14 protein-coding genes are annotated in these 15,469 nt (G+C 53.0%); 7 read left to right on the top strand and 7 right to left on the bottom strand.

What is annotated here, in order from left to right; all coding sequences use genetic code 11:
- The first annotated feature begins 14 nt into the window (after positions 1-14).
- The 5 genes from lpxB to tilS are packed head-to-tail and all read left to right on the top strand — an operon-like array spanning position 15 to position 7,619.
- Positions 15-1,169, top strand: coding sequence for a lipid-A-disaccharide synthase (gene lpxB, locus X965_RS09025; RefSeq protein ID WP_036417838.1), 1,155 nt, complete (start codon positions 15-17; stop codon positions 1,167-1,169).
- Entirely contained in the window at positions 1,169-1,765 is a 597-nt protein-coding gene (rnhB, locus tag X965_RS09020; protein ID WP_036417836.1) for a ribonuclease HII, read from the top strand. Before lpxB ends, rnhB begins: the two co-directional genes overlap by 1 nt.
- 10 nt (positions 1,766-1,775) lie before the next feature.
- Positions 1,776-5,255 carry a DNA polymerase III subunit alpha gene (dnaE, locus tag X965_RS09015; RefSeq protein ID WP_004237238.1) on the top strand — a complete coding sequence of 1,160 codons (3,480 nt, stop codon included), beginning with the start codon at positions 1,776-1,778 and terminating at the stop codon, positions 5,253-5,255.
- 12 nt (positions 5,256-5,267) lie between these two features.
- Positions 5,268-6,227 carry an acetyl-CoA carboxylase carboxyl transferase subunit alpha gene (accA, locus tag X965_RS09010; RefSeq protein WP_004237239.1) on the top strand — a complete coding sequence of 320 codons (960 nt, stop codon included), beginning with the start codon at positions 5,268-5,270 and terminating at the stop codon, positions 6,225-6,227.
- Between the two features lie 9 nt (positions 6,228-6,236).
- Positions 6,237-7,619, top strand: a complete 1,383-nt coding sequence (tilS, locus tag X965_RS09005; RefSeq protein ID WP_015422462.1) for a tRNA lysidine(34) synthetase TilS — start codon at positions 6,237-6,239, stop codon at positions 7,617-7,619.
- Here tilS and rof read toward each other — a convergent pair.
- Positions 7,597-7,863: a Rho-binding antiterminator gene (gene rof, locus X965_RS09000; RefSeq protein ID WP_004237241.1), complete on the bottom strand. Its 267-nt coding sequence runs from the start codon at positions 7,861-7,863 to the stop codon at positions 7,597-7,599. The two genes, tilS and rof, sit on opposite strands and share 23 nt — an antisense overlap.
- 267 nt (positions 7,864-8,130) lie before the next feature.
- Between rof and nlpE the strand changes: the two genes are divergently transcribed.
- Positions 8,131-8,790 carry an envelope stress response activation lipoprotein NlpE gene (nlpE, locus tag X965_RS08995; protein WP_004237242.1) on the top strand — a complete coding sequence of 220 codons (660 nt, stop codon included), beginning with the start codon at positions 8,131-8,133 and terminating at the stop codon, positions 8,788-8,790.
- A 73-nt stretch (positions 8,791-8,863) separates the two neighbouring features.
- Here the strand turns inward: nlpE and proS are convergent, their stop codons facing one another.
- The 6 genes from proS to metN all read right to left on the bottom strand — a co-directional run bounded on the left by proS (position 8,864) and on the right by metN (position 14,542).
- Positions 8,864-10,585 (bottom strand): proline--tRNA ligase, encoded by a 1,722-nt coding sequence (proS, locus tag X965_RS08990; protein WP_004237243.1) that lies wholly within the window; start codon positions 10,583-10,585, stop codon positions 8,864-8,866.
- Positions 10,586-10,694: 109 nt separating this feature from the next.
- Entirely contained in the window at positions 10,695-11,402 is a 708-nt protein-coding gene (gene tsaA / locus X965_RS08985) for a tRNA (N6-threonylcarbamoyladenosine(37)-N6)-methyltransferase TrmO (protein WP_004242235.1), read from the bottom strand.
- Positions 11,395-11,805 (bottom strand): Rcs stress response system protein RcsF, encoded by a 411-nt coding sequence (gene rcsF, locus X965_RS08980; RefSeq protein WP_004237245.1) that lies wholly within the window; start codon positions 11,803-11,805, stop codon positions 11,395-11,397. The genes tsaA and rcsF overlap by 8 nt, the downstream gene beginning before the upstream one ends.
- Before the next feature lie 181 nt (positions 11,806-11,986).
- On the bottom strand, positions 11,987-12,802 hold the full coding sequence (locus tag X965_RS08975; protein ID WP_004237246.1) for a MetQ/NlpA family lipoprotein: 816 nt from the start codon (positions 12,800-12,802) through the stop codon (positions 11,987-11,989).
- A 59-nt stretch (positions 12,803-12,861) separates the two neighbouring features.
- Positions 12,862-13,515: a methionine ABC transporter permease MetI gene (locus X965_RS08970; protein ID WP_004242237.1), complete on the bottom strand. Its 654-nt coding sequence runs from the start codon at positions 13,513-13,515 to the stop codon at positions 12,862-12,864.
- On the bottom strand, positions 13,508-14,542 hold the full coding sequence (metN, locus tag X965_RS08965) for a methionine ABC transporter ATP-binding protein MetN (RefSeq protein WP_004237248.1): 1,035 nt from the start codon (positions 14,540-14,542) through the stop codon (positions 13,508-13,510). The genes X965_RS08970 and metN overlap by 8 nt, the downstream gene beginning before the upstream one ends.
- A gap of 170 nt (positions 14,543-14,712) precedes the next feature.
- Between metN and gmhB the strand changes: the two genes are divergently transcribed.
- On the top strand, positions 14,713-15,294 hold the full coding sequence (gmhB, locus tag X965_RS08960; protein ID WP_004237249.1) for a D-glycero-beta-D-manno-heptose 1,7-bisphosphate 7-phosphatase: 582 nt from the start codon (positions 14,713-14,715) through the stop codon (positions 15,292-15,294).
- Positions 15,295-15,469: the final 175 nt, after the last annotated feature.

Genomic DNA, 15,469 nt, shown 5'->3' with positions numbered 1-15,469 from the left:
TTGCGGGGGCTGCCATGTCGGTATCACCTCGTCCGCTCACGATAGGTATTGTCGCCGGAGAAACCTCCGGCGATATTCTCGGCGCAGGCTTAATGCGCGCACTGAAAGAAAAATATCCGGATGTTCGTTTCTTCGGGGTTGCTGGTCCGCTGATGCAGGCGGAAGGCTGTGAAACCTGGTATGAAATGGAAGAACTGGCGGTGATGGGCATTGTGGAAGTGCTGGGGCGCCTGCCGCGTCTGCTCTCCATCCGCCGTGATCTCACCCGCCGCTTCCGTGAACTGAAGCCGGATGTTTTTGTCGGCATTGATGCACCGGATTTCAATATCACCCTGGAAGGACGGTTAAAGTCTTCCGGGATCAAAACGATCCACTATGTCAGTCCGTCAGTCTGGGCGTGGCGGCAGAACAGGGTCTTTAAAATCGCCAAAGCGACCAATCTGGTGCTGGCTTTCCTGCCGTTCGAAAAAGCGTTTTACGACAAATACAATGTGCCGTGCCGCTTTATCGGCCACACTATGGCAGATGCACTGCCGTTGCAGCCGGACAAAACCGCTGCCCGTGACGCACTGGGGCTGGATCCGTCCGCGCCGTGTCTGGCAATACTGCCGGGCAGCCGTCACGCGGAAGTCTCGATGCTCAGCGGCGATTTTCTGAAAACCGCGCAACTGCTGCGGCAGGCACTGCCGGATTTACAGATTGTGGTGCCGCTGGTAAATGCGAAACGCCGCGCTGAATTTGAAGCTATCAAACAGGAAATTGCCCCGGAACTGGATGTGCACCTGCTTGACGGCCGCGCCCGTGATGCCATGATTGCCTCGGACGCCGCACTGCTGGCGTCAGGTACGGCGGCACTGGAGTGCATGCTGGCGAAATGCCCGATGGTCGTGGGCTATCGCATGAAGCCGTTCACGTTCTGGCTGGCGAAACGGCTGGTCAAAACTTCGTATGTGTCACTGCCGAACCTGCTGGCAGGGTGTGAGATCGTGCCGGAACTGTTACAGGATGAGTGCCGCAGTGATCTGCTGGCAAATGCACTGCTGCCGCTGTTGCAGGGCGGTGAAGCCGTGGATAAACTCAGAGAAACCTTCCTGGAACTTCATCAGAAAATCCGTCTTGATGCGGATAATCAGGCGGCACAGGCCGTATCAGATATAGCGAGTAATTAATGGATTTTGTTTATCCGGCCGCGGCACTGATTGCCGGTGTCGATGAAGTCGGCCGCGGGCCGCTGGTCGGCGCGGTGGTTACCGCCGCCGTTATTCTTGATCCGCAGAACCCGATCGACGGTCTGGCGGACTCCAAAAAGCTCACGGAGAAAAAACGTGAGCGCCTGTTTGCGGAAATTCAGGAAAAGGCACTGTACTGGAGTATCGGCCGCGCGGAAGCGGCGGAAATCGATCAAATCAATATTTTGCAGGCCACATTCCTGGCGATGCAGCGGGCGGTTGCCGGGTTGCCGGTGCGTCCGGGTTTTGTACTGGTGGACGGCAACAAAGCGCCGGATTTTGGTGTCCCTGCTCAGGCAGTGATCAAGGGTGACGGGCTGGTGCCGGAGATCAGTGCGGCGTCGATACTGGCAAAAGTCACGCGGGATCGCGAAATGGCGGAGCTGGATAAACAATTCCCGCAGTACGGATTTGCAAAACACAAAGGTTACCCGACAGCGCTGCATCTTGAGATGCTGGCACAGTATGGGGTGACAGAGCATCACCGCACCAGTTTTGGCCCGGTCCGCCGCGCGCTGGCCGGTATCAGTAAGTGAGGATGGCGTAATGGCGGAACCGCGTTTTATTCATCTTAATATTCACAGCGACTATTCCATGATTGACGGACTGGCTAAAACCGGCCCGCTGGTCAAGAAAGTGGCGTCGATGAATATGCCGGCGATGGCGATTACGGACTTCACTAACCTGTGCGGGTTGGTGAAATTTTACGGCAGTGCGCACGGCGCCGGGGTGAAACCGATTGTCGGCGCGGATTTCCTGATGGAAAGCGAGCTGCTGGGTGATGAACTGGCGTCACTCACGATTCTGGCACGCAATAATACCGGTTATCAGAACCTGACCCTGCTTATCTCCGAAGCCTATCAGAAAGGCTACGGTGCACAGGGACCGACCATTCAGCGCGACTGGCTGGTTAATCATAAAGAAGGGCTGATTATTCTCTCCGGCGGGCGCAAGGGGGATGTGGGTAAGTTTCTGCTGCGCGGTAACAGCGCCCTGGTGGAGCAGGCGCTGGAATTCTGGCAGACCCACTTCCCGGACAGCTTCTATCTGGAGCTTATCCGTACCGGCCGCCAGGATGAGGAAAGCTATCTGCATGCTGCGGTACAGCTGGCGACAGAGAAATCTCTGCCGGTGGTGGCGACCAATGATGTCCGCTTTATCAGCAGTGAGGATTTTGACGCCCATGAAATCCGCGTAGCCATTCATGATGGTTATACGTTAGCGGATCCGAAACGTCCGAAACTCTACAGCCCTCAGCAATATCTGCGCAGTGAGGACGAGATGTGCGAACTGTTCGCCGACATCCCGGAAGCACTGCAGAACAGCGTCGAAATTGCTAAGCGTTGTAACGTCACTATCCGTCTCGGCGAGTATTTCCTGCCGCAGTTCCCGACCGGGGACATGAGCACGGAAGATTATCTGGTCAAACGCTCGAAAGAGGGACTGGAGGAGCGCCTGGCGTTCCTGTTCCCGGATCCGGAAGTGCGTGCGCAGCGCCGCCCGGAATATGACGAGCGTCTGGATGTTGAACTGAAAGTGATTAACCAGATGGGCTTCCCCGGCTACTTCCTGATCGTGATGGAGTTTATCCAGTGGTCGAAGGATAACAATGTGCCGGTAGGGCCGGGACGTGGTTCCGGTGCCGGTTCACTGGTGGCGTACTCCCTGAAAATCACCGATCTGGATCCACTGGAGTTCGATCTTCTGTTCGAACGCTTCCTGAACCCGGAACGTGTTTCCATGCCCGACTTTGACGTCGACTTTTGCATGGAAAAACGTGACCGCGTGATTGATCACGTAGCCGAAATGTACGGGCGTGATGCCGTTTCTCAGATTATTACCTTCGGTACGATGGCGGCAAAAGCGGTTATCCGCGATGTCGGCCGTGTACTGGGGCATCCGTACGGGTTTGTCGACAGAATTTCCAAACTGGTGCCGCCGGATCCCGGTATGACACTGGAAAAAGCCTTTGCGGCAGAGCCGCAGCTCGGCGAGGTGTATGAGGCCGATGAGGAAGTCAGGGCGCTGATCGATATGGCGCGTATCCTGGAAGGGGTGACACGTAACGCCGGCAAACACGCCGGTGGTGTGGTGATCGCGCCGACAAAAATTACCGATTTCGCACCACTTTACTGCGACCCGGAAGGGAATAACCCGGTCACGCAGTTTGATAAAAACGACGTGGAATATGCCGGTCTGGTGAAGTTCGACTTCCTCGGTCTGCGTACATTGACGATTATCGACTGGGCGCTGGGCATGATTAACCCGCGCAATGAGAAAAAAGGCAAGCCGCCGGTGGATATCGCGGCTATCCCGCTCGACGACCAGAAAAGCTTTGATATGCTGCAGCGCTCGGAAACCACAGCGGTCTTCCAGCTTGAATCCCGCGGCATGAAGGATCTGATCAAACGTCTGCGTCCGGACAGCTTTGAAGACATGATAGCCCTGGTGGCGCTGTTCCGGCCCGGCCCGCTGCAGTCGGGCATGGTGGATAACTTTATCGACCGTAAACACGGACGTGAGGCCATCTCTTACCCGGATGTGGAATGGCAGCATGAATCCCTGCAGCCGGTACTGGAACCGACGTACGGCATCATCCTCTATCAGGAACAGGTGATGCAGATTGCCCAGGTGCTGGCGGGCTATACCCTGGGCGGCGCGGATATGCTGCGCCGTGCAATGGGTAAGAAAAAGCCGGAAGAGATGGCAAAACAGCGCTCGGTATTTGAAGAGGGCGCGGTGAAAAACGGCATCGATGCCGAGCTGTCCATGAAAATCTTTGACCTGGTGGAGAAATTCGCCGGCTACGGGTTTAACAAATCTCACTCCGCTGCCTACGCGCTGGTTTCCTATCAGACACTGTGGCTGAAAGCACACTATCCGGCGGAATTTATGGCTGCCGTGATGACGGCGGATATGGATAACACCGAAAAAGTCGTCGGGCTGGTGGATGAATGCTGGCGGATGGGTCTGAAAGTATTGCCGCCGGATATCAACAGCGGACTGTATCACTTCCATGTCAATGATGAAGGTGAGATAGTCTATGGTATCGGTGCGATTAAAGGTGTCGGCGAAGGCCCGATCGAAGCGATTCTGGAAGCCCGTAAGGACGGGTATTTCAAGGATATTTTTGATTTGTGTGCCCGTACGGACACCAAAAAACTGAACCGCCGCGTAATGGAAAAACTCATTATGTCCGGCGCGTTTGACCGGCTGGGGCCGCACCGCGCCGCGCTGATGTCCTCACTGGAGGATGCGCTGAAAGCAGCGGATCAGCACGCCAAAGCGGAAGCCATCGGTCAGGCGGATATGTTCGGGGTACTGGCAGAGGCACCGGAGCAGGTAGAGCGCTCTTATGCCAATATTCCGAAATGGCAGGACGAAATTATCCTCGAAGGGGAGCGGGAAACACTCGGGCTGTATCTTACCGGACATCCGATAAACCGTTATCTGAAAGAGATTGAGCGCTATACTCATGGTTTACGTCTGAAAGATGTTAACCCGACACCGCGTGGTCAGATGACCACGGTAGTCGGTCTGGTGCTGGCTTCCAAGGTGATCACCACCAAACGGGGAAACCGGATTGGTGTCTGTACCCTCGATGATCGTTCCGGCCGGCTGGAAATTATGCTATTTTCCGATGCACTGGAACGTTACCAGCATCTGCTCGAACAGGATCGCATTCTGATTGCTTCCGGGCAGGTCAGCTTTGATGATTTCAGCGGCGGGCTTAAAATGGTGGTCAGGGAGCTGCTGGATATCAGCGAAGCACGCGAAAAATATGCGCGCGGGCTTGCTATCTCGCTCACGGACGGGCAAATTGACGAACAACTGCTGCACCGGCTGCGCGGTGCGCTTGAACCGCACCGCTCCGGGACAATACCGGTTCACCTTTATTACCAGAAGGACGATGCCAGAGCGCGGATGCGTTTCGGTGCCACCTGGCGGGTCACCCCGACCGATACCCTTCTGACGGATCTGCGGACTCTGCTGGGTAATGAGCAGGTAGAATTAGAATTTGACTAAAATAGGAACATTATGAGTCTTAATTTTCTGGATTTTGAACAGCCGATTGCCGAGTTAGAGGCGAAAATTGATTCGCTGACCGCGGTCAGCCGCCAGGATGAATCACTCGATATCAATCTTGACGAAGAAGTTGAACGCTTACGGGCGAAGAGTCTGGAACTGACACGTAAGATTTTCGCTGACCTGGGTGCCTGGCAGATTGCTCAGCTGGCACGCCATCCGCGTCGTCCGTATACCCTGGATTACGTCAAACTGATCTTTACCGATTTTCAGGAACTGGCAGGCGACCGCGCATATGCGGATGACAAAGCGATTGTCGGCGGGATTGCCCGTCTGGACGGTCGTCCGGTGATGATTATCGGCCATCAGAAAGGCCGTGAAACCAAAGAAAAAATCCGCCGTAACTTCGGCATGCCGGCACCGGAAGGTTACCGCAAAGCCCTGCGTCTGATGGAACTGGCAGAGCGCTTTAATCTGCCGGTGATCACCTTTATCGACACCCCGGGGGCCTATCCGGGCGTGGGCGCGGAAGAGCGCGGCCAGTCTGAGGCGATTGCCCGTAACCTGCGTGAAATGTCCCGCCTGAAAGTACCGACTGTCTGTACCGTGGTCGGGGAAGGCGGTTCCGGCGGTGCACTGGCGATTGCAGTGGGCGACAAAGTGAATATGCTGCAATACAGCACTTACTCTGTGATTTCACCGGAAGGTTGTGCCTCGATTCTGTGGAAAAGTGCGGATAAAGCGCCGATCGCCGCAGAAGCGATGGGGATCACCGCGCCGCGTCTGAAAGAGCTGAAACTGATCGACAATGTGATCCCTGAGCCGCTGGGCGGCGCGCACCGTGATTATGAAGCGGTTGCCGCATCCCTGAAAGCACAGATCCTGTCTGATCTGGAAGAGCTGGATAAACTGGACAGCGAGTCTCTGGCTAATCGCCGCTATGAGCGCCTGATGAGCTACGGCTACTGCTGATAACCGGTTGTGGATACTGCCTTTTGTGAATCACTGTCTGCCGTGTTCCGCCGTGTGTTTGCCTCTCAGCAGGCAATCCTGGCGGGACTGAGCGGCGGGCTTGATTCCGTTGTCCTGCTGCATGCTCTGCGGCAGTGGCAGACCGCTGAGCGTCCGGCATTGCGGTTGCGGGCAGTCTACATTCATCACGGATTAAATCCGCTGGCGGATGACTGGGCAGATCACTGCCGGACATTCTGCGATTCACTCTCTGTTCCGTTTCAGGTGTGCCGCGTGCAGGTGGATCCCCGCAAAAAAGGGATCGAAGCTGCCGCCAGAGATGCCCGCTATCAGGCTTTCCGTGAAGTGATAGCTCCGGATGAGGCGCTGGTAACCGCACAGCATCTGGATGATCAGAGCGAAACCTTCTTTCTTGCCTTAAAACGCGGCAGCGGCCCTGCCGGTCTCTCTGCAATGCCGGAACAGATGGCATTCGGTGCCAATCCGCTGATCCGTCCGTTACTCTCCTTCAGCCGTGCTCAGCTCGAACAGTATGCACAATATTATCAGCTTTCCTGGGTCGAGGATGACAGTAATCAGGATCGCCGTTATGACCGCAATTTTCTGCGCCATGCGGTATTACCGCAACTGAATGCCCGCTGGCCGCACTTTGCTCAGGCAGTTTCCCGCAGTGCCGCGCTTTGCGGTGAACAGGAAGCCCTGCTGGATGAACTGCTGCTGCCGGAACTTATGCAGTTAACGGATGCGGATAACGGGTTATCTTTTATCCCGCTGCTCAGCGCCGGGACGGCGAAACGCAACGGCATACTGCGCCGCTGGCTGAAACACTGTGGTGTGCAGATGCCGTCACAGCATCAGTTGGCACTGCTCTGGCAGGAAGTGGCACTGGCGAAACCGGATGCAGAGCCGGGCTATTATCTGAAACCGGTCACCATCCGCCGTTATCAGAATAAACTGCATGTGACAGAAAAAACCGCTGGGTTATCAGACTATTGCCTGCCGTGGGATCTGCACTCTGCGCTGCAACTGCCTGATGATGCCGGCATTTTGCGGATGGCGGAAACGGTCACTACACAGGATGTGGCTTCTGTGGTGCGTCCGCCGCGCCCGGATGAACAGGTGACTGTCCGTTTTGGTTTGCAGGGGCATTATCATATCTGCGGCCGTGATCGCGGGCGATCAGCCAAAAAGCTGTGGCAGGAATGCGGCGTTGCGCCCTGGCTGCGCGAACGCACACCGCTGCTCTGGTATAACGATACGCTGATAGCGGCGGTCGGGGTATTTGTCACGAAAGAGGGAGAAGCGGATGAGGCAAAACTGATGATTATGCAGGAAAAAAACAACCCCGCGGACGGGGTTGCAGAGTTATTCAGGACGGTGAGTGATCAATAACCACTGTTCCCAGTTCGGGATGACTGAAGCTGACAATAGAGTCCAGACGAAGCTCCCGCAGTTCGTTGTCAATCGTGACAACAAGGTATTCCACTTTCTTCCGGAGCACCAAATCGGTCGCTTTTCCTGTCAGAACATCGCCCCCCTGTAAGGTCACTTCCAGTACCATATGATGCTGGCAGGCCAGTTCGAGGTTGTCATAGTCATCACAATTAATTGGTTGATATTCGTTTTCTGCAGACATATTCCCTCACCATACTTTCGCTTGCGGTATCATCCGCGGATGGTTATTCAAATAGCCTCATCGCTCCCAGCAGACTATATCATAGTTATCATATTGGCTATTACTGATTACATTTTATTATCGGCAAAACATATTGTTTATCACTGTTTTGAGGAAAATCATTGCCATTTTAAAAATAAAAATGCGTAATTGTCTGAAAGCGCGTGAATATACAAAAACTGACAATCATTTTGCTAACATTACCTCATCTGATGTTCAGGGGGAAACATGAAAAATCTGACAAAACTCTTATTGGCGGCAGGCATTTTCAGCATTACGGCCTGTAGTTCGACAGTGGTTGTGCCACCAACTCCGGAAGTCCATGTTCTTGACCGTGCCTATAACGGCGTGGTTCCGTGTGCCGATTGCTCCGGCATGGATGTGACCGTTTTACTGGAAGGTGACGGCACCTATGTTATGCAGCGCACCTATCTGGAAACCCGCGACGGCAACCAGACCTTCTTTGAAACCGGGACCTGGGCGAAAGACGGCGAAAAACTGCGTCTGACCGATACTGCCGGGCAGCGTGCTTATTATGATCCGCAGGATAAATCGCTGGTAATGCTGGATATCGACGGCAACCCGGTTAAATCGGATTTGAACTACACCCTGAAAATGGTGAAACCGGTACAGCTGAAAGGTGAATATCGTTATATGGCGGATGCGGCAACGTTTAAAGATTGCCAGACCGGTGTGGTTTACGCGGTACCGGGCAATATCGGCTTAGAGCAGGGCTACGGCAAGCTGGGCGTTGAAGGCGGAAAACCTGTCTATTTGGAAGTGGAAGGGTATTACACCATCCGTCCGTCCATGGAAGACGGCCAGTTTGATCAGGCGCTGATCCAGACCGGCAAATCCGTACTGGATAAATCACGCGGTTGTCAGTAAGTTCTTCCGGCTCCCGCAGGCATAAAAAAGGCTGAACAGATGTTCAGCCTTTTTGTATTCACAGCACTGATAATCAGGCAGTGATGATTTTCTCTTTCAGCACACTGACAACGTCATCCAGCGCGATAAGAGATTTATCTTCGCTGCGGCGGTATTTATATTCCACCACACCGCTGTCGAGGTTGCGATCACCGATAACGATGGTATGCGGGATCCCCATCAGTTCCATATCCGCAAACATCACACCCGGACGCTCTTTACGGTCATCAAAGATCACTTCAATGCCCTGAGCGGTCAGATCAGCGTAGAGTTTTTCCGCCACTTCTTTCACGCGGTAAGATTTGTGCATATTCATCGGCAGCAGAGCAACCTGGAACGGTGCAATCGCATCCGGCCAGATAATCCCGCGATCGTCGAAGTTCTGCTCAATCGCTGCCGCAACAATACGGGTGACCCCGATACCGTAGCAACCCATAAAGACCACTTCGTTGTGACCGGCTTCGTTCTGAACTGTCGCTTTCAGTGCTTCGGAATATTTTTTACCGAGCTGGAAGATATGACCGACTTCAATCCCGCGCTTGATCATCAGAGTACCTTTGCCGTCCGGGCTCGGGTCACCGGCGACCACATTACGGATATCCGCCACTTCCGGCAGGGCAGCATCACGCTCCCAGTTGATACCGAAATAGTGTTTGCCGTCGATATTCGCACCGGCACCGAAATCACTCATCATGGCAACAGTACGGTCAGCGACCACCGGCAGCGGCAGATTGACCGGCCCCAGTGAACCCGGGCCCGCATTCACGGCTGCGCGGATCTCTTCTTCTGTCGCGAACTCCAGCGGAGAAGCAACCAGCGGATGTTTTTCCGCTTTCACTTCGTTGAGTTCGTGATCACCGCGCACCAGCAGCGCAACCAGTTTGTGGCCGCTCTCTTTGCTGCCGTGAACAATCAGGGTTTTGACGGTTTTCTCAACCGGCAGATTAAACTGTTCAACCAGCTCCGCGATAGTTTTCGCGTTTGGTGTATCAACCAGTTCCATTGCTTTCTGCGGTGCAGGGCGCTCAGTAATGTTGCAGACCGCTTCCGCCAGTTCGATATTGGCCGCGTAATCGGACTCAGAGGAGAAAATCACATCATCTTCGCCGCTCTGTGCCAGAACCTGGAACTCGTGGGATGCACTTCCGCCGATAGAGCCGGTATCTGCCATTACTGCACGGAAATCCAGTCCGATACGGTTGAAGATTTTGCTGTACGCCTGATACATCGTATCGTACGTCTCCTGCAGAGAATCCTGAGTCAGGTGGAAAGAGTACGCATCTTTCATGATGAATTCACGGGAGCGCATCACACCAAAACGCGGACGGACTTCATCACGGAATTTGGTCTGGATCTGGAACACATTCAGCGGCAGCTGTTTGTAAGATGTCACTTCGTTACGGATGATGTCCGTGACCACTTCTTCGTGCGTCGGACCCAGAACAAACTGGCGATCGCCGCGGTCGGTAATACGGAGCAGCTCCGGACCGTACTGTTCCCAGCGTCCGCTCTCCAGCCATAAATCTGCGGGCTGAACCACCGGCATGGAGATTTCCAGTGAACCGGCATTTTCCATCTCTTCACGTACGATCTTTTCAACTTTGCGTAATACGCGGACACCGGTCGGCATCCAGTTGTACAGACCTGAAGCAAGTTTACGGATCATCCCGGCGCGCAGCATCAGCTGATGACTGACCACTTCGGCGTCAGCAGGGGTCTCTTTCAGAGTAGAGAGCAGATATTGGGTAGTACGCATTATTTAGGTTCCATTAGAACGACAAACATGTCTTATCGCAGAAATATTCTGCGCAGAAGTGAAGTTAAGCCTGACAGTTTACCAGTGACTGCCGCGCCCCAAAAGGGGTTTAGCGTTTTTCCAGACTGATGACTTCGGTCACGCCGTCACGGATATGCCAGCGGACATTTAAATCCAGCAGGTGCACGGCATAAATTTTATCGTCAGCCTGTTGTTTTTTATACGCCGGACGCGGATCCTGCGCCAGTACCTGTGTGATAAAACGCGCCAAATCAGGATATTGTGCGGCCTGAGCTGTTATGAATTGCTGCGCGGCAGGGCTGAACACGACCGGCATATCCGCCGGCGGCTCTTCCTGCGCAAAACCGGCCAGTGCGCCGGGCACGGATTCAGCATAGGGCAGATAGGGTTTGATATCCAGCACCGGTGTGCCGTTAAGCAGATCCAGGCTGCCGAGGGAGAGATACGCCGTATCGCCGTCGTAACAGACTTTTTTCAGTTCAACCAGCGACATCCCGATCGGATTCGGGCGGAAGGTGGAGCGGGTGGCAAACACGCCCATTTTGGCATTACCGCCAAGGCGCGGCGGGCGTACCAGCGGACGCCAGCTGCCGGCCGGAATATCATGGAAAACAAAGATGACCCACACATGACTGAACTGTTCCAGTCCGCGCACGCAGTCGGCGTGATTATAGGGCGCCACAAAGTGCAGTTCCCCGGTACCATCCTCAACCAGCCCCGGCTGGCGCGGAATCGCAAATTTTTCCTGCCACGGTGAGCGGATAAACCCCACGGGCGAAAATGAAAACTCAGACATCATCAACCTTAATCGCAGTACCTTCGCATACCGCCAGCTGCTTACAACCCTGCGCGGGGTTCACGGCGCACTGGTGGAGTAACACGGCATCTGCTTTCAGTTTTCCGGCCCGGGACAGCATTTGCTTACGGGCTGCCGGAATACCGGACTGTGCAGGGTTTGCCGCTTCACGGCAATTCTGACCCAAAACCACACCAAGGTCACGGAAAGGTTTACCCAACAGTTCTTCCGGGTGGAGATAGAGTTTGACGCGTGATGCTGCGGATGTTGATTTGGCTTTTTTACCGGCCGATTTTTTCAGCCGCATATCGGCGTATTGCGCCTGCTCCTGTTCAGAATGACTCTGACGGAAAGAGCATCCCGCGATGAGAAGAGCAAGCAGGCTGATAATAAGCACTCGCATGGAAAACAATCCTCTGGCTGTACAAAACAGAAAAGTAAGGGCAGATGAAATATTATTATTTATATGATGAACATTTAATGATTATAACAAAATAAAAAGGGTGAACAATTGTTCACCCTCAGTGTAATATTCTTTGATTAAAGATAAAAGAACTTAGCAGTTATTCTGAACTCCCGGTCTTTTACCAGCCTTTCACCGCACCGCCGTTGAAGACTTTATCTGCTTCGTTAAAGACTTCATCAGACTGATATGCCTGAACAAATTGTTTCACCGCTTCACTGTCTTTATTATCTTCGCGGGAGACAATAATGTTGACGTAAGGTGAATCTTTATCTTCAACAAATAAGCCGTCTTTAGCCGGGGTTAAGTTGATCTGGCTGGCGTAAGTGGTGTTGATCACGGCCAGGTCGATCTTATTATCATCCAGTGAACGCGGCAGTTGCGGGGCTTCCAGCTCGATCAGTTTCAGACCTTTCGGGTTTTCAACCACATCAAGAACTGTCGGCAGCAGACCGGTGCCTTCTTTCAGTTTGATTAATCCCTGCTTCTGTAATAACAGCAGTGAACGGCCGAGGTTAGTCGGGTCATTCGGCAGAGCGACCTGTGCGCCGTCCTGTAATTCATCCAGTGATTTGATTTTCTTTGAATAACCGGCAATCGGATAAACAAAGGTATTGCCCACCGGAGTTAATTTGTAGTTACGGTCTTTAATCTGCTGATCCAGATACGGTTTGTGCTGGAATGCGTTCAGATCGATATCACCACGGCTGAGCGCTTCGTTCGGCATGACGTAGTCGTTGAACGTAACCAGTTCCACATTCAGGCCGTATTTGTCTTTGGCGACTTTTTTCGCCACTTCTGCCACCTGCTGTTCAGCACCGACGATCACGCCGACTTTGATACTTTTCGGATCTTTTTCATTCTGTCCGCAACCCGCCAGCACTAATGAACCCAGCAAAGCACCGGCAACGACAAGCGATTTTAATTTAAAAGCCATCTTTTCTTTCCTCGTTCTGTTTAATACGCGTTCGCAGTCAGTGCGGCGCGGAGAGAGTCTTATTTGTGGGTAACGGCCTTAACCAGACGATCACCACATACCTGAATAATAAAGACCAAAACAACCAGCAATGCCAATACCGTATTCATAACTACTGCGTTATATCCGACATAACCATACTGATAACCAATCTGACCTAACCCGCCTGCACCGACAGCACCACCCATTGCGGAGTAACCCACGAGGGTGATCAGCGTAATGGTAGCGGCGTTGATCAGTCCCGGTAATGCTTCCGGCAGCAGGATCTTGCTGACAATCTGTAATGGTGTGGCTCCCATCGCCCGCGATGCTTCAATCAGTCCTGACGGGATCTCCAGCAGGGCGTTTTCCACCATACGGGCAATAAACGGTGCAGCGCCGACAGTCAGCGGCACAATGGCAGCCTGTAACCCGATAGATGTACCGACGACTAACCGGGTAAACGGAATCATCCACACCAGTAAGATAATGAACGGAATCGCGCGGAAGATATTGACCAGCACGGACAAGGTCCGGTACAGGCTTTTATTATCCGCAATTTGCCCAGAACGGGTGATATACAGCAGTACCCCCACCGGCAGACCGATTAAAAATCCCAGGAAACCGGATGCAAATGTCATAACCAGGGTTTCCCAGATGCCTTTAACTAACAGTAAAATCATTCCTTCAGACATAACCGAGAACCTCTGTTTTTACGTGGTGTTCTTTCAGAAAACTAATCGCCGCTTCAACATCCTGCGGGCTGTTACCGTCCAGTTCTGCCAGCATGACACCAAATTTCACACCACCCGCATAATCCATCTGAGAACTCAGGATGCTGATATCAATATTGAACTTGCGTGATGCAATCGAGATCAGCGGGGCATCGACAGACTGACCACCAAACTCCAGTTTCAGCAGCGGACCCAGTCCTTCCGCCGGTTCCGGTTTCAGACGTGCCAGATAATCTTCCGGCACATCCAGATGCAGCGTGGATTCAATAAAGGCCTGTGCCACTGGTGTTTTCGGATGAGAGAACACCTCACTCACCGTATTCTGTTCAATCAGCTGTCCGCCGCTGATAACCGCAACCTGGTCACAGATGCGTTTCACCACATCCATTTCATGGGTGATCAGCAGGATAGTTAACTCCAGCCGGCGGTTGATGTCTTTCAGCAGTTCCAGAATCGAACGGGTCGTTGCCGGATCCAGGGCGCTGGTGGCCTCATCACACAGCAATACCTCCGGTTCGTTTGCCAGTGCGCGGGCGATAGCCACACGCTGTTTCTGACCACCGGACAGATTTGCCGGATAAACATCCCGTTTATCAGACAGACCGACCAGGTCAAGCAGCTTCACAACCCGTTTTTCAATTTCCGCCGCCGGTACGCGGTCCAGTTCCAGGGGCAGAGCGATGTTCCCGAAAACAGTACGGGAGGACAGCAGGTTAAAGTGCTGAAAAATCATTCCGATGCCGCGACGGGCACGGGTTAACTCTTTATCGTTCATCTTAGTGAGGTCACGGCCGCCGACGAGTACCTGTCCGGATGTCGGCCGTTCCAGCATATTCACACAGCGGATAAGCGTACTTTTCCCGGCGCCGGAAGCACCAATCACACCGTAAATCTGCCCTTGCGGGACGTGCAGGTTAATATCAGAAAGTGCCTGTATTTCGCGATGACCCTGCTGAAAAACCTTATTTATATTCGTCAGCTTTATCATGTAATTATTATTACCTTGTTACGTGAAACTGGTTGTTCACCAGATGATTTTCGGATGTTAAGATGTCTGGACGGCTAAGTCAACAGGATTTAGTTATCAGGCCGCATTCTCATTCCGCATCAAATAGGCGATACTAAATACATTATTGATGACGGACTAAGAGTGTAACCATGGGTATCCCCGCAGTATTTCTGGATAGAGACGGCACCATTAACGTAGATACCGGCTATCTCCATGAGATTGATGATTTTCAGTTTATAGAGAACGCGATTGAAGCAATGCAGGCCATCAAGCAGATGGGCTACGCTTTAATCATAGTCACAAATCAGTCGGGTATTGCCCGCGGTATGTTTACCGAAGATCAGTTTATGCATCTGACAGAATGGATGGACTGGTCTCTGGCGGATCGCGGCGTTGACCTGGATGGTATCTATTATTGTCCTCATCATCCCGAAGGTACTGTCGAAGAGTTTCGTCAGGAATGTAACTGCCGTAAACCGGAGCCGGGTATGCTGCTGGATGCACAGAAATTTCTGAAGATCGATATGAGTAACTCTTATATGGTAGGGGATAAGCTCGACGATATGCTGGCCGGACGGGCAGCCGAAGTGGGTACAACCGTATTGGTACGCACCGGTAAACCGGTAACGGAAGACGCCGAAGCGGCGGCAGATATTGTGATTAACAGTATCGCGGATTTACCTGCACTGCTGAAACCCGTACAAAAAAGCGCAAAATCACCTAAAAAGTAACCCGATTGGGTGTTTTATCTGCAAACAGAAAAAAAGTTGAAATAAACACTTGCGTGATCTCAGCGAGTGTCTATAATGCGCCACCACTGACACGGAACAACGCGATAACACGCGGTTCCGGCAGAAAGAGAAAAAGCGGAAAGTTGAAAAACAACGCTTGACTCAAAGGGGCTGG

It is taken from the genome of Morganella sp. EGD-HP17 (assembly GCF_000512315.2).
GTDB classification, from domain to species: Bacteria; Pseudomonadota; Gammaproteobacteria; order Enterobacterales; family Enterobacteriaceae; genus Morganella; species Morganella morganii.
This window is presented reverse-complemented; position numbering and strand designations above follow the sequence as displayed.